The organism is Streptomyces sp. NPDC059092, from assembly GCF_042756365.1.
Lineage (GTDB): Bacteria > Actinomycetota > Actinomycetes > Streptomycetales > Streptomycetaceae > Streptomyces.
Genome location: NZ_JBHZEJ010000009.1, coordinates 87,097 through 110,859, shown reverse-complemented (window position 1 = coordinate 110,859; position 23,763 = coordinate 87,097). Strand labels below are relative to the sequence as shown.

General features: G+C 73.8%; 18 protein-coding genes and 1 riboswitch. Of the genes, 6 read left to right on the top strand and 12 right to left on the bottom strand.

Annotated features, from left to right (window positions below; translation table 11 throughout):
* Positions 1 to 94: 94 nt before the first annotated feature.
* Positions 95 to 1,804 (bottom strand): alkaline phosphatase D family protein, encoded by a 1,710-nt coding sequence (locus ACFXPL_RS08375; protein WP_384914486.1) that lies wholly within the window; start codon positions 1,802 to 1,804, stop codon positions 95 to 97.
* A gap of 117 nt (positions 1,805 to 1,921) precedes the next feature.
* On the bottom strand, positions 1,922 to 2,575 hold the full coding sequence (locus tag ACFXPL_RS08370; protein WP_384914484.1) for an HNH endonuclease family protein: 654 nt from the start codon (positions 2,573 to 2,575) through the stop codon (positions 1,922 to 1,924).
* A 267-nt stretch (positions 2,576 to 2,842) separates the two neighbouring features.
* On the opposite strand from ACFXPL_RS08370, the gene ACFXPL_RS08365 reads away from it, so the two are divergent.
* The gene (locus ACFXPL_RS08365; RefSeq protein ID WP_384914481.1) at positions 2,843 to 3,580 is read left to right on the top strand and encodes an ABC transporter permease; all 738 of its coding nucleotides are present in this window, start codon (positions 2,843 to 2,845) and stop codon (positions 3,578 to 3,580) included.
* Positions 3,581 to 3,681: 101 nt separating this feature from the next.
* Here ACFXPL_RS08365 and ACFXPL_RS08360 read toward each other — a convergent pair whose 3' ends face one another.
* The gene (locus ACFXPL_RS08360) at positions 3,682 to 4,341 is read right to left on the bottom strand and encodes an HAD-IA family hydrolase (protein ID WP_384914477.1); all 660 of its coding nucleotides are present in this window, start codon (positions 4,339 to 4,341) and stop codon (positions 3,682 to 3,684) included.
* Positions 4,342 to 4,474: 133 nt separating this feature from the next.
* Positions 4,475 to 5,527, bottom strand: coding sequence for a peptidoglycan-binding protein (locus ACFXPL_RS08355; protein ID WP_384914474.1), 1,053 nt, complete (start codon positions 5,525 to 5,527; stop codon positions 4,475 to 4,477).
* Between the two features lie 441 nt (positions 5,528 to 5,968).
* Between ACFXPL_RS08355 and ACFXPL_RS08350 the strand changes: the two genes are divergently transcribed.
* Positions 5,969 to 8,017: a DHA2 family efflux MFS transporter permease subunit gene (locus ACFXPL_RS08350; protein WP_384914471.1), complete on the top strand. Its 2,049-nt coding sequence runs from the start codon at positions 5,969 to 5,971 to the stop codon at positions 8,015 to 8,017.
* 6 nt (positions 8,018 to 8,023) lie between these two features.
* On the opposite strand, the gene ACFXPL_RS08345 is transcribed toward ACFXPL_RS08350, so the two are convergent.
* Positions 8,024 to 8,539: a GNAT family N-acetyltransferase gene (locus tag ACFXPL_RS08345; RefSeq protein ID WP_384914468.1), complete on the bottom strand. Its 516-nt coding sequence runs from the start codon at positions 8,537 to 8,539 to the stop codon at positions 8,024 to 8,026.
* 122 nt (positions 8,540 to 8,661) lie between these two features.
* Between ACFXPL_RS08345 and ACFXPL_RS08340 the strand changes: the two genes are divergently transcribed.
* Positions 8,662 to 9,291 (top strand): hypothetical protein, encoded by a 630-nt coding sequence (locus ACFXPL_RS08340; protein ID WP_384914465.1) that lies wholly within the window; start codon positions 8,662 to 8,664, stop codon positions 9,289 to 9,291.
* Positions 9,291 to 9,863, top strand: a complete 573-nt coding sequence (locus tag ACFXPL_RS08335) for a hypothetical protein (RefSeq protein ID WP_384914463.1) — start codon at positions 9,291 to 9,293, stop codon at positions 9,861 to 9,863. Before ACFXPL_RS08340 ends, ACFXPL_RS08335 begins: the two co-directional genes overlap by 1 nt.
* A 157-nt stretch (positions 9,864 to 10,020) precedes the next feature.
* On the opposite strand, the gene ACFXPL_RS08330 is transcribed toward ACFXPL_RS08335, so the two are convergent.
* Positions 10,021 to 10,707 (bottom strand): O-methyltransferase, encoded by a 687-nt coding sequence (locus ACFXPL_RS08330; protein ID WP_384914460.1) that lies wholly within the window; start codon positions 10,705 to 10,707, stop codon positions 10,021 to 10,023.
* A gap of 319 nt (positions 10,708 to 11,026) precedes the next feature.
* On the opposite strand from ACFXPL_RS08330, the gene ACFXPL_RS08325 reads away from it, so the two are divergent.
* Positions 11,027 to 13,045, top strand: coding sequence for a bifunctional glycosyltransferase 87/phosphatase PAP2 family protein (locus ACFXPL_RS08325; RefSeq protein ID WP_384914625.1), 2,019 nt, complete (start codon positions 11,027 to 11,029; stop codon positions 13,043 to 13,045).
* 34 nt (positions 13,046 to 13,079) lie between these two features.
* On the opposite strand, the gene ACFXPL_RS08320 is transcribed toward ACFXPL_RS08325, so the two are convergent.
* The 5 genes from ACFXPL_RS08320 to ACFXPL_RS08300 form a co-directional block, all read right to left on the bottom strand.
* Positions 13,080 to 14,066: an ECF transporter S component gene (locus tag ACFXPL_RS08320; protein WP_384914457.1), complete on the bottom strand. Its 987-nt coding sequence runs from the start codon at positions 14,064 to 14,066 to the stop codon at positions 13,080 to 13,082.
* Entirely contained in the window at positions 14,063 to 15,817 is a 1,755-nt protein-coding gene (locus ACFXPL_RS08315) for an ABC transporter ATP-binding protein (protein WP_384914455.1), read from the bottom strand. The genes ACFXPL_RS08320 and ACFXPL_RS08315 overlap by 4 nt, the downstream gene beginning before the upstream one ends.
* Positions 15,814 to 16,974 (bottom strand): energy-coupling factor transporter transmembrane protein EcfT, encoded by a 1,161-nt coding sequence (locus ACFXPL_RS08310; RefSeq protein WP_384914452.1) that lies wholly within the window; start codon positions 16,972 to 16,974, stop codon positions 15,814 to 15,816. The genes ACFXPL_RS08315 and ACFXPL_RS08310 overlap by 4 nt, the downstream gene beginning before the upstream one ends.
* Before the next feature lie 8 nt (positions 16,975 to 16,982).
* On the bottom strand, positions 16,983 to 17,675 hold the full coding sequence (locus tag ACFXPL_RS08305) for an SCO2322 family protein (protein ID WP_384914449.1): 693 nt from the start codon (positions 17,673 to 17,675) through the stop codon (positions 16,983 to 16,985).
* Positions 17,676 to 17,818: 143 nt separating this feature from the next.
* Complete coding sequence (locus ACFXPL_RS08300; protein ID WP_384914447.1) at positions 17,819 to 19,165, bottom strand: prenyltransferase/squalene oxidase repeat-containing protein; 1,347 nt, start codon at positions 19,163 to 19,165, stop codon at positions 17,819 to 17,821.
* A 130-nt stretch (positions 19,166 to 19,295) separates the two neighbouring features.
* Positions 19,296 to 19,364: riboswitch (cobalamin riboswitch) on the bottom strand.
* 329 nt (positions 19,365 to 19,693) lie between these two features.
* Here ACFXPL_RS08300 and ACFXPL_RS08295 point away from each other — a divergent pair.
* The gene (locus tag ACFXPL_RS08295; RefSeq protein ID WP_384914444.1) at positions 19,694 to 22,141 is read left to right on the top strand and encodes an endonuclease/exonuclease/phosphatase family protein; all 2,448 of its coding nucleotides are present in this window, start codon (positions 19,694 to 19,696) and stop codon (positions 22,139 to 22,141) included.
* A 94-nt stretch (positions 22,142 to 22,235) separates the two neighbouring features.
* On the opposite strand, the gene ACFXPL_RS08290 is transcribed toward ACFXPL_RS08295, so the two are convergent.
* Complete coding sequence (locus tag ACFXPL_RS08290; RefSeq protein ID WP_384914441.1) at positions 22,236 to 23,711, bottom strand: hypothetical protein; 1,476 nt, start codon at positions 23,709 to 23,711, stop codon at positions 22,236 to 22,238.
* Positions 23,712 to 23,763 lie beyond the last annotated feature (52 nt).

Genomic DNA, 23,763 nt, shown 5'->3' with positions numbered 1-23,763 from the left:
GGTCGCGCATCTCGGGCGCACCCGGCCGGGCCCGGACGGAAGGCACTGCCCGGACGGACTGCCCGGACGGACTGCCCGGCCCGGACGAGAGGCCCTACGGTGCCGCGCGCGCGTCCCGGGGGGTCAGGGTCCGCTCCTCCACGACCACCAGCTCCGCCGCCGCCCGCCGGTCCCCGGTCTGCCCGTCCCCGGTCCGTCCGGCGCGGGCCCGCTCCAGGGTGAGCCCGGCCGTACGGCCGCGCAGCGTGAGCGTCATGAGCTGGTTCCCGAACCACGGCCCGCCCGTTCTGCCCCAGGTGACCTGCGGCGGAGCGACCCGGCCGTGCCGGGCCAGCGCGCGCCCCAGCCACCGTCCCGCACCGCTCCAGCCGAAGCGGAAGCCGAGCCGCATGACGGCGGGGACGGAGTTGTGCACGGGGGAGCAGGTGAGCTGCACGACCCGGGTGTCCGTCCCTGAGCCGCCCTGCCACGACGGTTCGGCGACGTAGGCGTGGTGCACGTCGCCCGACAGCACGCACACGGTGGCCGGCGCCGCGTCCCCGGCGCCCACCTCCGCGATCAACGCGGCCAGTTCCTCGAAGGACTCGGGGAAGGCCGCCCAGTGCTCCAGGTCCGCCGCCCTGCGCAGCCGTTCACCGAAGCGCGCCCAGCGCGGCCCGTGTCCGCCCCGGCAGAGCGCGGCGTCCCAGGACTCCAGGTCGTGGATGAAGGGCGGCAGCAGCCAGGGGAGGGAGGTGCCTATCAGGAGATGGTCGTACGCGTCCCGGTCGGTCAGCGCCTGTTCGCGTACCCACCGCGCCTCGTCCTCGTCCAGCATCGCGCGCCGCTGCTCGTCGAGCACGCGGGCGGCGCGCGAGTCGACCATCAGCAGCCGGGTCCGCCCGAAGTCGCGCCGGTAGCTCCAGCGCACGCCCGCCGGGTCGCGGTCAGCCTCGGAGGCGAACGCCCGCAGCAGCTCCGTTCCGTCGGGCGCCGCGCGGACGGCCGCGTACAGCTCGTCGGCCGCGAGTTCGGCGGGGGAGAGGTTGCCGAGGTGCTGGTAGACCCAGTACGACATCAGCCCGCCGAGCACCCGCTCCTGCCACCACGGCAGCGCCCGCATGTCGGCGAGCCAGGAGGCGCTGGTGTTCCAGTCGTCGATCAGGTCGTGGTCGTCGAAGATCATGCAACTGGGCACGGTGGAGAGCAGCCACCGTACGTCCGGGTCCGTCCAGGACTCGTCGTAGAGGTGGGTGTACTCCTCGTAGTCCGCGACCTCCGCGCCGGGCGCCTCGCTCAGGTCCCGGCGCGCGGCCAGTCTGCGCCGCGTCGCCTTGGACGTCTCGTCCGCGTACACCTGGTCGCCCAGGAGCAGCAGGACGTCGGGGCGGGGCGCGGCGGGGTCGGCGGCGAGCCGGGTGGCCAGGGTGTCGAGCGCGTCGGGGCCGACCGGGTCGGGCTCGCCGTGCGGGGGTGACGCCCAGCGGCAGGAGCCGAAGGAGACGCGCAGTTCGCCGGGGGCCGCCCCGGGGGGTGCCGGGCTGCGGATCGTGCTGGGCGGGAAGCGGGTGTCCTCGGGAGGCCAGACGCGGTGGCCGTCGAGCAGCACCTCGTACGGGGTGGCGGTGCCGGGGGTGAGGCCGGTCACCGGGATCAGCGCGTAGTGGTGGCCGGCGACATGGAACGTACGGGAAGCGCCGCCCGCGCCGTCGGCGCACCGGACCTCGGCGCCGGCCGGGCGGTCCGCCTCGACCCAGACGGTCGCCGTCCCGGCGCCCTCCCCGTCGACGTACCGCAGCAGGGGCCCCACACGCAGACCGGTCATCGGTGTCCTCTCCGGCGTCCTCGCCCGTCCCCGTCGTTCCGTACGGTACGGAAGGTTCGTACGGAACGACGGAGGGGGTGGGGGAGAGGTGGTGGCGGTGGTCCGGGCGGCGGTGGGTCAGCAGCCGCTGAGGGCGTTGGTGAGCGCGGTCTTCTCGGCGGAGTCCACCTTGAGGTTGTAGTAGTACTTCACCTGCACCCAGGCGCGGACGTAGGTGCACTTGTACGAGGCGAGGGGCGGCAGCCAGTTGGCCGGGTCCTTGTCGCCCTTGGACTGGTTGACGTTGTCCGTGACGGCGATGAGCTGCGGGCGGGTCAGGTCGTTGGCGAACGACTGGCGCTGCGCGGTGGTCCAGCTGCTGGCGCCCGACTTCCACGCCTCGGAGAGCGGCACCATGTGGTCGATGTCGACGTCGGAGGCGGCGGTCCAGGTGGCGCCGTCGTACACGGAGTGCCAGGTGCCGCTGGTGGCGGCGCAGGAGGAGTCCTGGACGACGTTGGTGCCGTCGCGCTTGAGGACGACCTCACGGGTGTTGCAGGCGCCGGACTGGGTGATCCAGTGCGGGAACAGGTCGCGGCTGTAACCGCTGGAGGAACCTTCCGCCTGGACGGTGAGTGTGCCGAGGTAGGTGCGGGCCGTGGCGGCGCTGACCGGGGTCGGCATGGCGGCCTGCGCGGCGGGGGCGGTGAGCAGGGTGGTGGCGGTGGCGATGGCGGCGGTCGCCGCGAGAACGGCGAAGCGGCGCATTCGACGCGCGTAGACACCAGACATGCGAACTCCCTTGAAGTGGGGGGAACCTGCGGAACCTGACGTGAGGCCGTGGTGCGGAGCTGAAGAGCTGCGGAGCTGAGGGGCTCGGCCGGTGAGCCCGGTCCCGATCGTGGCCTCGGCGGGTTTCCGGAAGGGGGGCTTCAGGTAACAGAGTGGCGACATGGACACGTCACATCAAGGGGTTGGTGGGTTCTGGTTGTTTCTGACGGGAAAACAATTCGGGCTTACGTGGGCAAAGTTGACTTTGGTGGCGGCTAGGATGGGCACGTGCTGCTGCGGGTCGATATCACGTTCGGAGTCGTGCTCGGCCTGCTGCTGATCGCCGCGGTGGCCGTGGCCGGACTCGCCCGTCTCGGGCGGGGGCGCGAGATCGCGGTCGCCGGGGTGCGGGCCACGCTCCAACTCGGCGCGGTCTCCCTGGTGATCGGCTGGGTGGTCGGCTCCGTACCGCCGCTGCTCGGCTTCATCGCGCTCATGTACGCCGTCGCCGTACGGACGGCCGGGCGGCGCGTCACCGCGAACGGGACCTGGTGGTGGGCCGCCCTGCCGATCGGGGCGGGCGTCGCGCCGGTGATCACGGTGCTGCTGTTCACCGGCGTCGTACCGGCCAAGGGCATCGCCCTGATCCCCACGACGGGCATCCTCATCGGCGGCGCGCTCACCGCGACGGTCCTGGGCGGGCGCCGGGCCCTCGACGAACTCCACGCGCGACGCGGCGAGGTCGAGGCGGGGATGGCGCTCGGGCTGCTCGACCGCGAGGCGCGGATGGAGGTGGCCAGGCCGGCGGCGTCGGACGCGCTGCTGCCGGGGCTCGACCAGACGCGGACGGTGGGGCTCGTCACGCTGCCGGGGGCGTTCGTGGGGATGCTGCTGGGCGGGGCGTCACCCGTGCTGGCGGGGGCGGTTCAGCTCTTCGTGCTCGTGGCGCTGATGGCGGTGCAGGCCGTCGCCGTGAGCGTGGTGCTGGAACTGGTGGCGCGGGGGCGCCTCAACAGGGACGTCTGAAGGGCGGCGTAGGAAGGGCGGCGTCTGAAGGGCGGCGTCTGAAGGGCGGCGTAGGAAGGGCGTCGTAGGAAGAGCCGGCCTCAGGAAGAGGCGCCTTACCGTTACGCGCTGATGTGCAGGGCCAGTTCGCCGTCAGGCAGGAGTTCCACCCGAAGCCCCTTCAGGTCCTCGACATGGGCGTCCGGGGCCATGGCCGCCGCGCGCGGCCCCACGCCCACCACGCGCATGCCCGCCGCCCGCGCCGCCGCGATGCCCGCCTCGGAGTCCTCGAACACCACGCAGTCCCGCGCCGGTACGCCGAGCGTGGCCGCGCCCAGGAGGAAGCCCTCCGGGTCGGGCTTGCTCGCCCCGACGTCCTCGGCCGTGACGCGGATCTTCGGCATCGGGAGCCCGGCGGCGCTCATCCTGGCCTCGGCCAGCGGCACGTTCGCCGAGGTCACCAAGGCGTGCGGAAGGGTGGCGAGCGACGCCAGGAACTCCGGGGCGCCCGGGATGGGGACCACGCCTTCCGTGTCCGCGATCTCCTCGGCGAGCATCGCGCGGTTGTCGGCGAGGTTCTGCTCCATCGGGCGGTCCGGGAGCAGGACGGCCATGGTGGCGTACCCCTGGCGGCCGTGGACGACCTTCATGATCTCCCGCGGGTCCAGCGCGTGGGCCCGCGCCCAGCGGGTCCAGCAGCGCTCGACGGAGGCGTCGGAGTTGACGAGGGTGCCGTCCATGTCGAGGAGCAGGGCCTTGACGGCGTCGAGCTTCACGGGCATCTCCGAAGGGCGGGGCGGGGCATGAAGGGGGCCGTACGACCGTACGGGCACACGGGGCCGGGACAAAGTGACTCCACCCGTCGGTCAGGTGAACGGGCGAAGCCACTTTGTTTCGTCATTGTACAAAGAGCGGTCAGCCCTGCGCGCCGTACCCCTGCCCATAGCCCTTTCCGGACCCCTGGCCACCCTGCCCGTACCCCTTGCCGTACCCCTGGGTCTCCGTCTCCAGGGCGAGCCGGGTGCGCGGGCCGTAGACGCCCGGGGAGTCGTCCTGGAGGTTCCGCGTCTGCTGGAAGCGGCGTACGGCGTCCTCGACGCTCCGGTCGTACTGGCCGGTCGGCTGCGCGTAGAACAGCCCGACCCACGCCAGCCTGAACTGGAGCTCCACGACCTCGTCCCCCGAGTCCCCCGTCGCGAGCGTGGAGCCCGTCTCCCCGCCCGGCTGCGCGGTGGCGGAGGTCGCGGCCGGTCGGCTCGGCGTGGCCGTGGCCGGCGGCTTCTTGGAGGCGGACGGTTCCGGCGCGCGGGAGGACGGCGGCGCGGAGGGCGTGACCTCGACCGACGGCGACTCCGCCACGGCCGGGGGCGCCGCCGAAGAGGTGGGCGACGGGGATGCGGACGCGGACGGCTCCTCCGCCGTCCCGTCGTCGGCCGACGGCAGCCAGGTGCTGATCGTGTCCGGCGCCGCGTGGTCGTCGCGGTCGGCCCCCGTGAACAGCCCCCCGGCGAAGGCCGCGGTACCGACCACCGCGACCGCCGCCGTGCCGACCGCCAGCAGCCGCAGCGCGGTGCGGCGTCCCGCAGGCGCCGGGGTGGGCGGGAACCGCGCGGCCGGCGGCGCGGCGGCGGCCACGGCCGGCGCGGGGAGGGCGGTGGGCGTGAGCGGCGGCAGCGGGCCCGCCGTACGGAAAGCGGTCGGCACCGCCGCCCCCGCGTCCAGGTCGCCGAGCTTCACGTACGGCCGTACGCGCAGCGGATGGAAGTCCTCGGACTCGGCGATCTCCACGTCCTGCGCGGACCGGGCGCCCTGTTCGGTGGGCGGCGCGTCCTGGGCGGCGGGCGGGGCGTGCGGATCGGCGGGCGGGGCGTGCGCTTCAGCGGATGGCGCGGATGGCGCGTGCGCTTCAGCGGGCGGTCCGGCGGATGGCGCACGCGGATCGGCGGGGCGCGCGACAGCGGGTGGCACGGGCTGTACGGCAGCGGGTGGCACGGGCCGTACGGGCTGTACGGGCTGTTCCGCGGGCGGCGGCGCGGGCTTCCCGCAGCCGCAGCCGGGTCTGCCCTCCGCTCCCGGCGGCGTACCGCATCCGGGACAGAGCTGTCCTGACACCTTGGGTTCCCCTCCCCTTGAACTGCCGCCGATTATGCAGCCCCCGCATGAAGGGCGTACGCGCGCCCGAGCGGCATCGGCCGCCGCTCGGCAGGCCATAACGGGACAGAGCGGCCAGGATGGATATCCAGTGGACCGACGGCGCACGGACAACGGCCCGGCGGCGGTCCGTCGGTGCCCTTCCGGCACATCGACGACGCCCCGAAACCGCCCCGAAAACGCCCCCCACGACGCATCGAGCGGACCCGGCCGACCCGGGCCGGCCCAGGCGACCCAGTGCACCCGAGGAGTTGTCCCATGGCTCAGGAAGTGACCACCCCGGCCGTCGACGCGGCCCCCGGCACGGGGCGGAGTCCGCGCACCGTCCTCGTCGCCATAGGCGCGCTGCTCATGGGGCTGCTGCTCGCCTCGCTCGACCAGACCATCGTCTCCACCGCCCTGCCGACCATCGTCAGCGACCTCGGCGGTCTGGAACACCTCTCCTGGGTCGTCACCGCGTATCTGCTGGCCTCGACCGCCGCCACCCCCCTCTGGGGCAAGCTCGGTGACCAGTACGGCCGGAAGAAGCTCTTCCAGACGGCCGTCGTCATCTTCCTCATCGGCTCCGCGCTCTGCGGCATCGCGCAGAACATGCCGCAGCTCATCGGCTTCCGCGCCCTCCAGGGCCTGGGCGGCGGAGGGCTGATCGTGCTCTCGATGGCGATCGTCGGCGACCTCGTCCCGCCCCGCGAACGCGGCAGGTACCAGGGCCTGTTCGGTGCCGTATTCGGGGCTACCAGCGTCCTCGGCCCGCTGCTCGGCGGCTTCTTCACCCAGCATCTGAGCTGGCGCTGGGTCTTCTACATCAACCTGCCCCTCGGCGTCGTCGCGCTGCTCGTCATCGCCGCCTCCCTCCACATACCGGTCCACCGGGCCCGGCACACCATCGACTACCTCGGCACCTTCCTCATCGCGTCCGTCGCCGTCTGCCTCGTCCTCGTCGCCTCCCTCGGCGGCACCACCTGGGCCTGGGGCTCCGTCGAGACCATCGGGCTCGCCGCCCTCGGCCTCGGGCTGCTCGCCTTCTTCATCCGCGTCGAACGGCGCGCGGCCGAGCCCGTACTGCCCCTGCGCCTCTTCCGCCTCAGGACGTTCACGCTCGTCGCCTGCATCAGCTTCATCGTCGGTTTCGCGATGTTCGGCGCCATGACGTACCTCCCGACGTTCCTCCAAATCGTCCACGGCATCAGCCCCACCCTGTCGGGTGTCCACCTGCTGCCCATGGTCCTCGGCCTGCTGATCACCTCCACCCTGTCCGGCCAGATCGTCAGCCGTACCGGCCGCTGGAAGGCGTTCCCGATCCTCGGCACCGGTCTCACCGCCGTCGGGCTGCTCCTGCTCCACCAGCTCACCGAGTTCACCGGTACGTGGCAGATGAGCGTCTACCTCTTCGTCTTCGGCGCCGGGCTCGGGTTCGTCATGCAGGTCCTCGTTCTGGTCGTGCAGAACGCCGTCAGCTACCAGGACCTCGGCGTCGCCACCTCGGGAGCGACCTTCTTCCGTTCCATCGGCGCCTCCTTCGGCGTCGCCGTCTTCGGCACGATCTTCAGCAACCTGCTCCGGGACAAGCTCGCCGACGCCCTCGCCGGCAAGCCCCTGCCGCCCGGCGCCGGGACCGGGCAGCTCGCCGCCGACCCGCACTCCCTCGGCCTGCTCCCCGCCGCGCTGCGCGGCCCCGTACTGCACGCCTACGCGACGTCCATCACCGACGTCTTCCTGTACGGCGTGCCGGTCGCGCTCCTGGCCTTCGTCATCGCCTGGTTCCTGAAGGAGGACACGCTGCGCGGCTCCGTGACCGCCCCGGAGATCACCGAGACCCTGGCGTCCAACCCCGTCGAACGCTCCTCGCGCGACGAGGTGGCCCGCGCCCTGTCGGTCCTCGGCACGCGCGAGGGCCGCCGCCGCGTCTACGAGGAGATCACCCGGAAGGCGGGGTACGACCTGCTCCCGGTGGCCAGTTGGCTGCTGCTGCGGGTCCGGCGTGAGGGCGTCGTCCAGCCCGCCGCGCTCGCGGAGCGCGCGACCGTGTCGCTGCGGACCATCACCGACGCGTCCCGGCAGTTGGAGGAGCGCGGGCTGACCCGCCGCCGAGGGGTGGAGATGATGCTCACGGAACGGGGCGCGGAGACGGCCGAGGCGCTGGCCGCGGCCCGGGAGGAATCGCTCGTCGAACTGCTGGGGGACTGGTGGGGAGCCGACCGGCCGACCGATCTGGTGGCGCTGGTGCGGGAGCTGAACGGCGAACTGTGCGGCTCCGACGCCGAGCAGCCCATGGCCCCGCCGCCGCCCAGGGACCACGCCGCCTGAGCCCGTCTACAGCGCGCTGGGTACGGTCAGCTCCTTGCCGTACCAGATCTCCCCGTACGGTCCCGAGCCGTACGCCGGGATCTCCCGGAAGCCGTGCTTCACGTACAGCCCCCGCGCCTCGACCAGATCCAGCCGCGTGTCGAGGACGAGCCGGTGCGCCCCCAGCCGCCGCGCCGCGTCCTCCAGGGCGGCCAGCAGCGCCGCGCCGCCGCCCGACCGCCGCGCGGCGGGACTCACGTACACCCGGGTCAGCTCGGCGGTCGCCGGGTCGAGCATCCGCACCCCGCCGCAGGACGCGGCCACGGATCCGCCCCGGCCGGCCTGGTCGCCGTACCGTCCGACCACGAACTCCCCGGTGGGCGGGGTGAGGTGATCGGGCGGGTCGCCCGCCAGGCCCTCGTCGACCTCCGCCTCCGTCGCGGGCCGCCGCCAGTACCGGCCCGCGACCTCGGCGTAATAGGCGCGACGCAGCCGGACGGCGTCGGGCGTGGCGAAGGACTCGGGGCGTACCGACCAGTTCATGGTCGTCTTCCTACCGGCGCCCGGCGTCGTTTGGCCAACGGATTACGGGCAACCCGACTCCACGAGCAAGAGCCGACACGACACGGCGCGGCGCGAGCCGGCCGAGAACCAGGAAGGCACACATGTCCACTGTTCTGATCGTCGTCGCTCTGATCGTGGGATTCGCGGCGATCGTGGCCGCGGTCCTCTACACGGGACCTGGCGCGGCCGGCGGACGCGGCGCGCTGAAGCGCCGGTTCGGCCCGGAGTACGACCGTGTGCTGGCCCGGCACGACGGCGACTCCAAGGCCGCCGAGCGCGAGCTGCACGAGCGGGTCGAGCGCCATGGCCGGCTGCGGCACCAGCCTCTCCCGGACGAGAAGCGCGAACAGTACGTGGCCGAGTGGGCCGGCCTTCAGGAGCGGTTCGTCGACGCGCCGCGGGAGGCCGTCGCGCAGGCCGAGCGACTGGTGGCCCGGCTGGCGCAGGAGCGCGGCTACCCCGAGGGGGCGCACTACGACGACCAGGTGGACGCCCTCTCCGTCCACCACGCGACCGCGGTCGACGGCTACCGCCGGGTGCACCACGCGGTCTCGGACGAGGGCCGCGGTACGACCACGGAGGAGCTGCGCGAGGCCATGGTCGGCGCGCGGGAACTCTTCGAACGACTGATCCTCGCCCACCCGGACGACGAAGGCGGCCACGGCCGCACGACCCGGGGCACCGGGCGGAACCGGAACTTCTCACTGCGGCCCAAAGGGAGTGGTGCGTGATGAGCGACCAGCGGAAGAGTGACACGAAGGACGACGAGACACGGACGAAGGCGGCACGCGAGCAGCAGACCGCGGTGACCCCGGTGAGGCCGCTCCACGCGCCCGACGCGCCGGCCGGCGGTACCCGGCCCCCCGAGGCTCCCGAGACCCCGGCGGCCCCGGCCCCGCCGACGGAGGCCCCGCCCACACGGGTTCTGCCGGTACAGGCCCCGGCGCAGCCGCGGCAGGCGGTCTCCGCGCGCGCCGTGCCCACCGCGAAGGCCGGGCAGGACGCCGGGGCCCCGGACGGGCGGCTGTTCCCCCAGGGCGAGAGCGAACGGCTCTCCGAGCGGCTCCAAGAGGCCCTGAACTCCTTCGTCGACGGGCCCCGGCGCTCGGTCGAGGAGGCGGCGGGCGTGCTCGAAGACGCCGCCCGGCAGCTCACGACCGCGCTCGCCGAACGGCCGCGTTCGCTGCGCGCCGGCTGGGACGGGGAGCGCGACGCCGCTGCGGCGGAGGGCTCCGACACGGAGGAGCTGCGGCTCGCCCTCCAGAACTACCGCGAGATGACGCAGCGGCTGCTGCGGGTCTGAGGGAAGCGCCCGTACGAAGACGGGAGGCGGCGGGCAAGGGACGGCCCGCCGCCTCCGCACGTGCCCCGCGCGCCGCACACCCGGAAACCCCGTCAGCCCAGGACATCAGCCCAGGACATCAGCCCAGGACATCAGCCCACGACATCAGCCCACGACGTCAGCCCAGGACACGGGCGAGCGCGAACCCGTCGTGCCCCTTGATTCCGACCGTCTGCACCGCCGTCGCCGACAGCCGCGGGTTCTTCGCCATCTCCTCGATCATCCGCCGGGTCCCCAGCACCGAGGGGTCCGTGCTGTCGGGGTCGGTGACGGCCCCGCCCCGTACGACGTTGTCGACGACGATGACGCTGCCCGGCCGGGTGAGCCGCAGCGCCCACTCCACGTACTGCGGGTTGTTCCGCTTGTCGGCGTCGATGAAGACGAAGTCGAACGGGCCCGCGCCCTCGGCCAGCAGCACGGGCAGCGTGTCCAGCGCGGCCCCCGTCCGTACCTCGGCGATCCCGTCGAGCCCGGCGCGCGCCAGACTGCCCCGGGCCACGTCGGCGTGGGCGGGGTCGTACTCCAGGGAGATCAGCCGGCCGTCCTCGGGCAGCGCGCGGGCCAGCCAGATGGTGCTGTAGCCGCCGAGCGTGCCGATCTCCAGGATCGTACGGGCGCCCTGCACACGGGCCAGGATCTGGAGCAGTTTGCCCTGGTTCGGGGCGACGTTGATGGCGGGCAGACCGGCCGCCTCACTGGCGGCGAGTGCGGCCGACAGGGCCACGTCGGCGGGGGCGAGGTGATCGGTGAAGTACTGGTCGACCGCGTTCCACCGTCCGTGCTGTCCCTGGGTCTCCTGTGACATGCGGGCCTCTCAATCGTTTCGGAGGTGCGTGACGAACGTGATGTGCGAGATGCGTGTGCGGCCTCATCTTGATCCCGCCCGTACCTCCCGCGCATCTCCCGCGGCCCCCGATGTCCTGTACGTCGGACGGAAACCGGGGTGACGCTCAGGCGAAGAGGGGGTTGCCGTGGTCTTCTCCACGGGGCAGTGCGACGCTCTATGCCCCAAGGACGGGGTTTATCGGACGGAGGGTCGGCGCGGCGTGGTGAATGCAGAACACAGCGTGCACGGCGGGGTGGCGGCAGGTACGGCGGGGACCGGTTTCGGTACGGCCCGCATCGTGCTCTGGCTGCTCGCCGCGGTGCTGGCGGTACGGCAGGCGGCGGTGGTGCTCAGACAGCCGCCCGGTGAACGGCTCACGGATCTGGAGACCTGGATCGGGGACAACGGCGTCCTCCACGTGACGGGATCGCTCTACGACACCGGAAGGTTCACCGGGACGCCGTTCGCCGGGCTGGTCCTCAAACCCCTGGCCAGGTCGGCCGAGGAGAGCCTCGGCGTCGCCTGGACCCTCGGCACCCTGCTGCTGGTCGTGGCCCTCGGCCTGGTCGTGGCCCGCCGCGCGCTCCCGGGTGAACTGTCCCGCCGTACGGGGCTGCTCGCCGCGCCCGTCGCGATCAGCCTGCTCATGCTCTCGCTGCCCGTGCGCAACAGCTTCTCCCTCGGCCAGACCAGCATCATCCCCGTCCTGCTGGTGCTGCTCGGCTGCTTCGCCGTACGCGGCGAACGCGCCTCCGGCGTCCTCATCGGCCTCGGCGCGGCCCTCCAGCCCGCCGTCCTCCTCTTCACACCGCTGCTGTGGCTGACGGGCCGGAAGCAGGCCGCCCTGACCTCGGCGGGGAGCTTCGCGGCGCTGACCGCGCTGGCGTGGGCGGCGATGCCCGGCGACTCGTGGGCGTACTGGGTGCACCACGTGGCGGGCGCGGGGCTCGGCGAGCGCGCCGACAGCCTCGCCAACCAGTCCCTGCACGGCGCGCTGCTCAGGATCGGTCTCGAAGGGCCGCTGGAGGTCGTGCTCGTCATCGTCCTCGCGGCCGTCGTCGCCGTACTCGGCCTGCGCAGGGCGGCCCGCTACGCGCGCGACGGACAGCTCCTGCTGGCCGTCGCGCTGACCGGCTGCGTCGCGATCGCGGTCTCCCCGACGGCCTGGCAGCACCAGCTGCTGTGGGTGCTGCTCGCGCTGGTCGGCCGGGTCGGCACCCGGGCCGGGGACCGGCTGGTGTGGCCCGCGGTGGTGGTGCTGGTGATGACGCTGCCGGGCAAGATGATGCTGCCGAACATGGCGGTGCTCGCCCCGCTCCGGGAGAACGTGCCGCTGATCGCGGCGCTCGCGGCGGCCTGCGCGGTGCCGTTCCTGACGCGCGCCTCGCCCTACTTCGACCGGCCCGTCCCGACCGAGTACGCGCGGGCCGAGCCCGCCCGCTGGAGCCGGGTCCCGCTGGCACCGTTCTGGAAGCGGCTGGTCAGCCGGCCCAACCTGCTGCTCGAACTGCTGGTCATCCGCGTCGGCTACTCGGCGTACTCACACATCCGCCTCGTCGCCACGGGCGGCCGGGAAGAGGCGGAGGAACACGCCCGCCAGGTCCACGGGATCGAGCGGGCGCTCGGGATCGACATCGAGCACTGGGTCAACCACGCGGTCGTGGACGTCAAGTGGGCCGAGAGCTTCTTCAACTTCTACTACACGTCGTTCCACTTCGTGGTGCCGCTGACCATCCTCGGTGTCCTGTACGTACGCCGCCCCGCCGACTACCGCTGGGCCCGCTCCTCCCTCGGCTTCGCCACCGTCCTGGCGCTCATCGGCTTCTGGTTCTACCCGCTCGCGCCGCCGCGGCTGATGCCGGGGATGGGGTTCATCGACACCGTGCACGGCCCGCAGGACCTCACCAACCCGGACTACGGCGCGCTGACGGCGCTCACCAACCAGTACGCGGCGATGCCGTCGCTGCACTTCGGCTGGTCGCTGTGGTGCGGTGTGGTGATCGTGGTCCTCGCGCCCAAGACGTGGATGAAGCTCCTCGGGCTGCTCCACCCGCTCTTCACGGTGTGCGCCATCGTCGCCACCGCCAACCACTGGGTGCTGGACGCGGTGGGCGGCGCGGCGGTCGTGGGCGCGGGCTTCGGACTGACGTATCTGCTGGCGGGGCCGAGGCGGCTGCTGCCACGGGTGGTGCCGAAGACCGACCCCTTCCCGAGGAGCCGCGAGCCCGCCGACGATGCCACCCCGGCAGTGAACAGCGCCGGGGCCGGTACCGGCGCGGGGGTGACGGCGAAGGCCGCGGGCGCGGCGCGGGAGTAGCGGAGCAGGGCGGGGCGGGCGGGGCGGACGGGGCTCAGGGGCGGACGATCGGGCCCTCCCCGGCCGCCCGCCTCTCCCCTCGGTCCCCTTCGGAGACCGCCCCTTCGGAGACCGCCGCTTCGGAGACCGTCCGCTCGGAGACCACCTCCTCGGAGGCCGTCCCCTTCTCGAAGACCGCCTCGGCGTCGAACGCCGCCCGGCGCGTCGCCCTGCGCAACGCCCTGAGCAGGGCCGGGCCGACCGTCAGCGTCAGGACGACCGTCAGCACGGCCCGGCCCAGGTCCCAGCCGAAGGACGTCGCCGCGCAGTACGCGAGGAAGCGCGCCAGGTTGGCCTGGACCGGGTCGCCCGGCTGGAAGGAGATGCCGGAGGACAGCCCGCCGAGGTACGTCCACCCCTGGAGGTTCATGACCGTGCCGTACGCGAACGCCGCGCCCGCCCCGTACAGCGCGAGCATCGCCCGCTCGGCCCCGCCGCGCAGCCGGGCGTGGCCCGGCAGCAGCCCGGCGCCCATCGTGAACCAGCCCATCGCCAGCATCTGGAACGGCAGCCAGGGACCGACCCCGCCCGTCAGCAGCGCGGACGCGAACATCGTCACCGAGCCGAGCACGAAGCCGAATCCGGGCCCCAGGACCCGGCCGCTCAGCACCATCAGGAAGAACATCGGCTCCAGCCCCGCCGTACCCGCGCCCAGGGGTCTCAGCGCGGCGCCCACGGCGGCGAGCACCCCCAGCATCGCCACCGCCTTGGCGTCCAGACCGGAGTCGGCGATGGTCGCGACGACCACCGCCACGAGCAGCGGGAGCAGCGCGGCGAAGAGCCACGGGGCGTCGCCGGAGTGCGCGAGCCCGGAGTCGGGGCCCGCGAGGAGCGGCCAGCCGAAGGCGGCCACCCCGATCGCGCCGGTCAGGACGAGGGCGCAGACCGCGCGAGGCCCCAGCCGTACGGCGCGTACCGCACGCGCCCCACGCGCCCGCCGAGGATCTTCGGCCTGTACGGCCGGCTCGGTCCGCCCGGTCACGGGGTCTCCGCCGTCGCGGCGAGCGCCGTACGCACCTGTGCCACCGTCAGCCACTCGTGCGGCGCCATGACCTTCGCCACCTGCGGAGCGAACGCGGGCGACGACATCACCACCCGGGGCGTCGGGCCGTCCGCCACGACCTCGCCGTCGGCCAGGATCACCACCCGGTGGGCGAGTTCGGCGGCGAGCTCCACGTCGTGCGTCGCCAGGACGACCGCGTGCCCCTCGGTCGCGAGGCCGCGCACCAGCTCGACGAGGCGCGCCTTCGCCGCGTAGTCGAGACCGCGCGTCGGCTCGTCCAGGAGGAGCAGCGGCGGCCGTCCCGTGAGGACCACGGCGAGCGCCAGCGCCAGCCGCTGCCCCTCGGAGAGATCGCGCGGATGCGTGGTGCCCGCGATGTCCGGCAGGAGTTCTCCGACCAGGGCCAGGCACCTGCCGGGCGGCGCGCCCGCGTCCTCGTCCGCCGCCGCGCACTCGGCGGCGACCGTGTCGGCGTACAGCAGGTCGCGCGGCTCCTGCGGCACCAGACCGACCTGCCGGACCAGCTCGCGCGGCGGCGTACGGTGCGGGTCGCGGCCCCCGACGCGTACGGTCCCGGCGGCCGGCGCGACCGTCCCCACCAGGGCGGCGAGCAGGGTGGACTTGCCCGCGCCGTTGCGGCCCATCAGGGCCACCGTCTCGCCGGGCGCGACGGTCAGCGACACGGCGCGCAGCGCCTCGGTCCGCCCGTGCCGTACCCGCAGCCCGTCGACCGCCACGGGGGCGGCGGCCCCGGTCCCCTCCCCGGCGCGCGCGGGGCGCCGGTGGAACAACGCGCCGAGCCCCCGCCGTACAGCCGGATCCGGGGCCGAGTCCGGAGCGCCGGAGCCCGGAGTGCCGGTGGCCGGCCGTGTCCGTACGGGAGCGACCGCCACCGGCTCCGCCCCGGCCAGCCGTTCGCGCAGCCCCGCCGCCCTGCGCCGGGCGTCCCGTACGGAGAGGGGCAGCGGCTCCCAGCCGGTCAGCCTGCCGAGCGCCACCACCGGCGGACACACCGGCGACACCGCCATGATCCGCTCCGGCGCGCCGATCACCGGGGCGCGGCCGGGGCCCGGCAGCAGGATGACCTGGTCCGCGTACTGCACCACCCGCTCCAGGCGGTGTTCGGCCAGCAGGACCGTCGTGCCGAGGTCGTGCACCAGCCGTTGCAGCACGGCGAGCACGTCCTCGGCCGCCGCCGGGTCCAGCGCCGACGTCGGTTCGTCGAGCACCAGCACCTTCGGGTGCGGGGTCAGTACGGAGCCGATCGCGACCCGCTGCCGCTGCCCGCCCGAGAGCGCGGCGATGGGCCGGTCGCGCAGCTCGGCCAGGCCCAGCAGGTCGAGCGTCTCCTCGACGCGGCGGCGCATCACGTCCGGCGCCAGGCCCAGCGACTCCATGCCGTACGCCAGTTCGTCCTCGACGGTGTCGGTGACGAAATGGGCGAGCGGGTCCTGGCCGACCGTGCCGACGAGATCGGCGAGTTCGCGCGGCTTGTGGGTACGGGTGTCCCGGCCGCCGACGGTGACCCGGCCGCGCAGCGTGCCGCCCGTGAAGTGCGGGACGAGGCCGGAGACCGTCCCCAGCAGGGTCGACTTGCCGGCCCCCGACGGGCCGACGAGCAGCACCAGTTCGCCCTCGGGCACGGTGAGGTCGACCCCGCTGATCACGGGCGTGGAACCGCCTCCGGCGCCGTCGGCGTACTCCACCGACATCTGCTCGAATCGGATCACGGTGTCGGCTCCTCGGGTAGCGGCGGTGGCCCTGGCGCGGGCGCGACGAACGCGGGCAGCAGCCCGGTCAGCACCCCCGCCGCCGGCCACAGCGGCAGCGTCGGTGCCTCCAGCGGGACGACCCCGGGGTGCAGCGCCGCCGGATCGGCGACGCCCGCCGCGATCAGGGCGCCCGCGACGGCCGCGCCCGACGCCGCGACCAGCCAGGCGCGGGCGCCCCAGCGGTCCGGCCGGTAGCGGGTACGGACCGAGCGCCGCCCACCGAGCCGCAGCCCGGCCGCCGCGGCGACGGCCCCCGCCGCCAGCAGGGCGGGCCGGTATCCGCCGCCCGTCGCGGCGAGCAGCCCGTACACGCCCGCGCAGACGCCCAGCAGCCCGCCGAGGGTGAGCGCGGTGGTGGTGCGGCGTACGGCGGGCGGGACCTGTGCCGTACGGCCGTACCCCCGGGCGTCCATCGACGCCGCGAGCGCCACCGAACGCTCCAACGCGCCCTCCAGCACCGGCAGCCCGATCCGCAGCACCGCCCCGACCCCGCCGGCGGACCGGCCGCGCAGCCTGCGGGCGGTGCGCAGCCGCGCGACGTCGGCGACCATGTTCGGCGCGAAGGTCATCGCCACGACGACGGCGACGCCCACCTCGTAGAGCGCGCCCGGCAGCGACTTGAGCAGCCTGACCGGGTTGGCGAGGGCGTTGGCGGCGCCCACGCAGATCAGCAGGGCGGCCAGCTTCGCGCCGTCGTACAGCGCGAACACGACCTGCTCGGCCGTCACCCGGCCACCGATCCGCACCCCCGCCGCCCAGCCGGGCAGTGGCACCTCGGGCAGCGTGAACAGGACGTGCGCGCCGGGCACCGGGGAGCCGAGGAAGACGGAGAACAGCAGCCGGACGGCGAGCACGGCCAGCCCCAGCTTGACGAAGGCCCCGTACGAACGGGCCCAGGGCGCGTCCGTACGGCGGGCCGCCACCACATAGCCGGCCACCGCGACGATCAGTCCGAGCAGCAGGGGGTTGGTCGTACGGGAGGCGGCCGCCGCCAGTCCGAGCGCCCAGAGCCACCAGGCCCCGGCGTGCAGGGCGTTGAACCGGCTAGCCTCGGGCGCCCGCACCGTACGGCGGGGGGAGGCGGAGCCCACGGGGCGGTGCGTCGTGCGGTCCATGGGGCGGTTCAGCCGCGCCGGCGGCGCGCCTGCCACACCCCGGCGGCGGCGAGCACGGCCACGGCGGCGAGGCCCGCGAAGAGGCCGAGCGACGGGCCGCCGCCGCCCTGCTCCGGCTCGGCGGCCCGCGTACGGTCGGTGGTGGGCGTGGGGGAGGACGCACCGGAGGACGGGGCGTTCGCCGAGGACGGAGTCTCCGGCGAGGACGGGGTGTCCGCCGCCGCGCCGTCCGGCACCTGCTCCCCGCAGCCCGACTCCGGGTAGCCGGAGATGGCGCAGAGCAGCGCGGCGCTGTTGTAGCGCAGCGGCTTCGCCACCGAGGCGAGCGCGTCGGCGGCGGTGGCGTCCGCGCCGACCCGCGCGCACCGCGCCATGGGCGCGGGCGGCTCCTCCCCGGCCGGGGCGTCCGCCGCCGTACCGGCGTCGACGACGACGGCGATCCGCTTGGCGCCGTCCCGCGCCGGGGTGGCGGCGCAGACCGCCGCGAAGTCCGGCGCGGTACGGGGCCGGGCCGCGTCCCCGCTGTCCGCGCTCACCGCGAAGCGGAAGCCGGCGACGGTGCCGTCGGCGGGGCGCAGCACGGCCGGGCCCTGGGTGGCGTACGTCCAACTCCCGCCGGTGGCCTGCCAGAACGACCAGTAGCGGTAACCGGCGGCCTGCGCGCCGCCCGCCCCGGAGCCGAGCACGATCCCCAGCGCCACCACGGCGGCCGTCGCGTACCGCGCCGCACGGAGCGGACGGAGCGGACGGAGCGCACGGAGCGGACGTGGCGAACGCGGTGGACGTGGCGAACGCGGTGGACGTGGTGAGCGCGCCGGACGTCCCGGACGCGGCGGGCGGCGTATCACGGCTGCCGGCTCTTCCTGCGGCTGAGCAGGAACGCGGTTCCGAGCGCCGCGACCACGCCGATCCCGGCGACCCACAGGAGCACCGCGGCGCCGCCGTCGGCGATCGCGCTCTCCGCGGCGTTGCCGGGGCGTGGCTCCGGAGGCGTCACGGACTTGGGGGCGGGGCCGGTCGCGTTCAGCCGCTCCACGAGGTCGATACCGCCGAAATTACGCGGGTCGGTGTCGGTCGCGTAGGCGGCGAAGATCAACTGGGCGTACGCGGCGGGCCCCTGCTCCTGGGCCCACGTCCCCGAGTTCTTCTTCAGCCACTCCAGGGCGCCGGTCGCCTGGTCCCCGTAACCGGCGGCCGTCAGGGCGACCACCGCGTCCGCCGTGTTCCCGATGTCCGGTGCCGGCGCGGCGGCGTCGCCGCCCTCGGTGCCGGGCAGCGGCGGCTGGTCGAGGTGGCCGGTGGCGGTGAGCACCCCGGCCAGATAGGCGGCGCCGTTGCGGGCGGCCCGCTCGGGGGAGGGCCGCTTCGAGCCGGTGGACGGTACGCAGGCGGGCGCGGGTCCCGCCGTGACGGGCGCGCTGACCAGCCGCTTGCCGAGCCCGGCGAGTACGGCCGCCGCCGTGGCGTCGTCGTTCGCGGTCAGCTTGCCGTTCTGGTCCCGCTGGTACGCGAAGGCCCCGGCGTCCGCCCCCGAACCGGCGTCGCACGGGATCGAGAGGTCCACGAGCGCGTCGTACGCGTGTTTGCCGTCCGGGTCGCTCTGCGGCACGCGCATCGCGGTGGGCCGTACGCCGGCGGAGGTCAGCGCGCCGATCACCAGGGAGGTGGAGTTGGCGTCGCTCGGCGCGCCCGGGGTGTAGCCCCAGCCGCCGTCCGTGTTCTGGGTGGAGCGCAGCCAGGCCACGCTCGTCGCCATGAAGGGCCGCTGGTCGCCGAGCGAGGAGAGCGCCTGGACGGCGACCGCCGTGGAGTTGGAGTCGACCGGGGTGCTCGCGGCGCACGGCGCGGCCGGGTCGGCGCGGAACGCCGCGAACCCGCCGTTCGCGCACCGCTGCTTCTTCAGCCAGCGCACCGCGTCGTTGGAGGGCCGGACGCCCGCGGCGGCCTGGCCCAGCAGGGCGAGGGACTGCCGCCAGACGCCGTCGTACGTGGGGTCCTTGTCGCCGTACAGCCCGTGCGGCGGCTTCACCACCGGCGCCGGCGCCGGCTCGGACGGTGAGGGGGAAGAGGAAGGGGAGGAACCGGCGGCGGGAGGAGGTACGTCGCCGCCCGCGAAGGCGGCCGGCGCGAACACCACGCACAGCACGGCGGATGCGGCGAGCGCCGCGGTGCAGCGGCGAACGGTGGTCATGGCGACTGGGCCTCTCCTGCGGGAGCCGGACACCAGGCACACTCAAGTACCAGACTCCGGCCTCGTGAACCTCGACGATGCCTGCCCCGGCGGCTGCCGATGGCATGAGCCGGTCACGACCGCGTACGGAGCATTCCGACTCGCCGCCGGCGACGGCGGCTCACGGCTGCGGGCCAGTGCCGGTTTCGCACCGGCTTCCCTCCATACGGGCATGATGACGACGCGCCCACTCTACCGGCCCGGTCCCGCCGGGCTCCCCGGCCCCGGCCCCGGCACCCGCCCGGCCCCGGCTCGTCCGCGGCGGCGGCGGAGGGAGGGTCCGGAGCGGTCCTACCCGACAACCAGGTTAAATCCGGCGAACAGTCGGGAAACACTTGCCCCTTGGTGTGCGAGACCTCTTGTTCGGGCAGTATCTACGCGCGTATCTTGAGCCGACTTTTCCGCCATCCCGCTCATCCGCGACGTCACCGAAGGAACCCACGGGGGGCCCGCCGGAAGTCGCAGCCCAAGTAACAGAAAGAGTCACTCGTGTCTTCCTCCATACCCCCGGCCTTCCGTGGCCGCCGCGCGAAGATCGTCGCGCTGGCGCTGCCCGTGGGTCTCGCCGGTTCCCTCGTCGTCCTGCCCTTCACCGCCCAGGCGACCCCGTCGCCGGACGCCGTGATCGCCGAGGTCTTCGGCGGCGGCGGCAACTCCGGAGCCTCCCTCACCAACGACTTCATCGAGCTGGGCAACGCGGGCAGCGGCGCCTTCGACCTCACCGGCTGGTCCGTCCAGTACCTCAGCGGCTCGCCCACCGCGAGCTCCAAGTGGCAGGTCACCCCGCTGACCGGGGCCATCCCCGCCGGCGGCAGCTACCTCGTCGAGGAGGGCAAGGGCGCGGGCGGCGACACCGCCCTGCCCACCCCGGACGCGGCCGGCACGATCGCGATGTCGGCGAGCAGCGGCACCGTCGCGCTCGTCCACTCCACCACCGCGCTGGCCTGCCTGACCGCCGCCGACTGCACGGCCGACGCCACGGTCAAGGACCTGGTCGGCTTCGGCACCGCCGTCGTACGGGAGGCCACGCCGGCCACCGGCGCGGGCAACACGACCTCGGTCGCCAGGAACGCGGCGCTCACCGACACCGACGACAACTCCGCCGACTTCACGGGCGCCACACCCTCCCCCCGCAACAGCGCGGGCACGGGCGGCGGCCCGGAGCCGACCCCGACCCCCTCGCCCACCAGCACCACCCCCGGTGAGCTGCGCGTCCACGACATCCAGGGCACCACCCGTATCTCCCCGCTCGCCGGTTCCACCGTCACCGACGTGCCCGGCATCGTCACCGCCGTACGCGCCACCGGCTCCTCGCGCGGCTACTGGCTCCAGGACCCGACCCCGGACAAGAACCCGGCGACCAGCGAGGCCGTGTTCGTCTTCACCGGCTCGGTCACCCCGCAGGTCAAGGTCGGCGACTCGGTCCTGGTCAGCGCCAAGGTCACCGAGTACTACCCGGGCGGCGCCGCGAGCGGCAACCAGTCCGTCACGGAGCTGACCGCCCCCACCTCCACCGTCCTGTCCTCCGGCAACGCGCTGCCCGCCGCCGAGGTCATCGACGGGAAGACGCTGCCCGAGGCGTACGCGCCCCAGGTCAAGGGCCTGAACATCGAGCCGCTGGACCTGAAGCCCAACAAGTTCGCCCTGGACTGGCTGGAGTCCCGCGAGGGCATGCGCGTCCAGGTCAAGGACACGCGGGTCGTCGGCGCCTCCAACGCGTACGGCGAGACCTGGGTCACCACCAAGCCCAAGCAGAACGCCACCCCGCGCGGCGGCACCCTCTACGGCTCGTACGACCAGCCCAACTCGGGCCGTCTGCTGGTCGCCTCGCTCACCGGCGAGAAGGCCGCGGCCAACGTGGGCGACACGCTCACCGGCCCGACGACCGGCGTGCTGGACTACTCCAACTACGGCGGCTACGGCCTCCAGGCCACCACCCTCGGCACGGTGAAGTCCGGCGGCCTCAAGCCCGAGGTGGCGAAGAAGGCCAAGGCCGACGAGCTGGCGGTGGCCACGTACAACGTCGAGAACCTCGACCCGACCGACCCGCAGTCGAAGTTCGACCGGCTGGCCGAGGGCGTCGTCAAGAACCTCTCCTCGCCCGACGTCGTGAGCCTGGAGGAGATCCAGGACAACAACGGCGCCAAGGACGACGGCACGGTCGCCGCCGACAAGACCCTCGCGCAGTTCATCGCGGCGATCAAGGCCCAGGGCGGCCCGACGTACGACTGGCGCTCGGTCGACCCGCAGGACAAGGTCGACGGCGGTGAGCCCGGCGGCAACATCCGAAACGTCTTCCTCTTCAACCCCCGGCGCGTCAGCTTCGTGGACCGTCCGGGCGGCGACGCCACGACGGCCACGCAGGTCGTCAAGGCGCCCAAGTCCGGCAAGAACGCCAAGGACCGGGGCATCACGCTCTCCGTCTCCCCGGGCCGGATCAACCCCACCGCCGACGCCTGGAAGAACAGCCGCAAGCCGCTGGTCGGTGAGTTCACCTTCCGGGGCGAGCAGGTCTTCGTCATCGGCAACCACTTCAACTCCAAGGGCGGCGACCAGTCGCTGCACAGCCGCTTCCAGCCGCCGGTCCTCGGCTCCGAGACCCAGCGCCTGGCGCAGGCCAAGGAGGTCAACACCTTCGTGACCAAGCTGCTCTCCCAGGACGCGACGGCCAAGGTCGTCGTCCTCGGTGACCTGAACGACTACCCGTTCTCCAAGCCCGTCGCCGCCCTCACCCGGGGCAAGGTCCTCACGGACCTGATGGACAAGCTCCCGAAGAACGAGCGCTACAGCTACGTGTACGACGGCAACTCGCAGACCCTGGACCACATCCTGGTCAGCCCGGGCGTCAAGAAGCCCGACTACGAGGTCGTGCACATCAACGCCGAGTTCGCCGACCAGGCGAGCGACCACGACCCGCAGGTGGTCCGCATCCGCTGACCCGCCTGCGCCGGTGGCGTGTGGGTGCCCCGTGCGTGGGGCGCCCACACGCCACGCCCATGCCCACACCCCCGTCCGGTACGGGGCCGTGCGGTCAGCGGGCCGGCGCGAGCCGTTCGTACACCGTCACCCGCCGGCCGCGGACCTGCTCGTCGGCCACCGCCGTGAAGTACTTCTCCAGCACCGAGATCTTCATCCGGTCCCGTGCGGCCGTCACCGGTCTCGCCACCCGGGGCGCGTCCGTCACCAGCAGGATCCGCCGTTGGGCCAGCATCGCCGCGCGTATCCGGCCCGGGTCCGCCTCCACACCCTTCAGCGTCCCGGACCTCTCCGGGCTCTCCGACAGCGCTATGTCCCGCAGCCCCGAGAAGGCGCCGGGGGAGACGGACCTGGTGTCGCGGCGCGCCGCCGGTACGAAGAGCACCGCGCCGCCGGTCCTCTTCTTCATCCGCCGCACGTCCGACGCCATCGCCAGGACGTCGTCCACCCGGCTCGCCGGGGACCGCTTGGCCAGCGACTGCGGCAGCAGCGCCACCGTCGCGACGGCGACCACGGCGGGGAGGAGCCACCTCGACACGGCCGGGAAGCGCGGCCGTGCGGCCCGGACCGCCGCGCCGACGACCGTACCGATCAGCAGGGCCAGACCCAGCAGGCTGAAGAGGACGTACCGGTCCAGGAACAGCGGCTGGATCAGGGAGAGCCCCATGAGGCCGATCTGAGGCACCGCCAGCAACGGCAGCCCGACGGCCGCCACCGACGGCCGGCCCGCCCGCGGCCGGTCCAGCAGGGCGCCGGCACCACCGATCAGCAGCAGGACGGCGGGCCCGATCGCCATGTGCCAGGTCAGCGGCGGGATCCAGGACACCTGCACGGACTGGCTCCGGCTGAAGAGGGCCAGCGGCAGCACACCCGCCACGGCGACGGCGCAGGCCGCCGCCCAGCGTGTCCACACGTCGCGCCCTGCCCGTGTCCAGAGCAGGGTCACCAGATGCGCCGGCAGCATCAGCAGCGAGAGCCAGTTGAGGAGCCCGCACACCAGGACGGTCCCGCCGTAGGCGGCCCAGTGCACCGTGCGGGCCCGCCCCTGGACCACGGTCACCAGCAGCAGCGTCGCGATCCCGGCCCCGGCCGCGACCAGGGCGTACGGCCGGCCCTCCTGGAGATAGAACTGCACGGCCGGCAGCAGCCCGAACGCCATCCCTCCCGCCAGCCCCACCACCGCCCCGGCCAGCCGGCGGCCGATGACCGCCACACAGGCCGCCGCCACCCCCGTGGCCAGCACCGAAGGCAGCCGCAGCGTCGTGGTGCCGGGCCCGAACCCGGCGAACAGCCCGTGCATCAGCAGGTAGTAACACCCGTGCACGACGTCGACGTTCTCCAGCATGTGGAGTATCTCGGCCGTGGAGCGCCGGGCCACCTGCCAGGTCGCGGCCTCGTCCCGCCACACGCTGTCCTGCCGGGACAGCCCCCACAGGCCGAGGCAATGAGTCCACAGCATCGGGATCAGCCAGACGGCAACGGAACGACGCGGGGGGACGGCCGGAAATCCCAGCGCCTTTGCTGTGTACATGCGCCAATTGAACAGTCATACGATTTCCGTGACGGTTCATAGCGGACCGTAA

Excerpts from the sequence above, each read along its gene's own strand:
- ACFXPL_RS08375 (WP_384914486.1), bottom strand. The coding sequence starts at position 1,804 with ATGACCGGTCTGCGTGTGGGGCCCCTGCTGCGGTACGTCGACGGGGAG.
- ACFXPL_RS08370 (WP_384914484.1), bottom strand. The coding sequence starts at position 2,575 with ATGTCTGGTGTCTACGCGCGTCGAATGCGCCGCTTCGCCGTTCTCGCG.
- ACFXPL_RS08360 (WP_384914477.1), bottom strand. The coding sequence starts at position 4,341 with ATGCCCGTGAAGCTCGACGCCGTCAAGGCCCTGCTCCTCGACATGGAC.
- ACFXPL_RS08350 (WP_384914471.1), top strand. The coding sequence starts at position 5,969 with ATGGCTCAGGAAGTGACCACCCCGGCCGTCGACGCGGCCCCCGGCACG.
- ACFXPL_RS08345 (WP_384914468.1), bottom strand. The coding sequence starts at position 8,539 with ATGAACTGGTCGGTACGCCCCGAGTCCTTCGCCACGCCCGACGCCGTC.
- ACFXPL_RS08340 (WP_384914465.1), top strand. The coding sequence starts at position 8,662 with ATGTCCACTGTTCTGATCGTCGTCGCTCTGATCGTGGGATTCGCGGCG.
- ACFXPL_RS08335 (WP_384914463.1), top strand. The coding sequence starts at position 9,291 with ATGAGCGACCAGCGGAAGAGTGACACGAAGGACGACGAGACACGGACG.
- ACFXPL_RS08330 (WP_384914460.1), bottom strand. The coding sequence starts at position 10,707 with ATGTCACAGGAGACCCAGGGACAGCACGGACGGTGGAACGCGGTCGAC.
- ACFXPL_RS08310 (WP_384914452.1), bottom strand. The coding sequence starts at position 16,974 with ATGGACCGCACGACGCACCGCCCCGTGGGCTCCGCCTCCCCCCGCCGT.
- ACFXPL_RS08300 (WP_384914447.1), bottom strand. The coding sequence starts at position 19,165 with ATGACCACCGTTCGCCGCTGCACCGCGGCGCTCGCCGCATCCGCCGTG.
- ACFXPL_RS08290 (WP_384914441.1), bottom strand. The coding sequence starts at position 23,711 with ATGTACACAGCAAAGGCGCTGGGATTTCCGGCCGTCCCCCCGCGTCGT.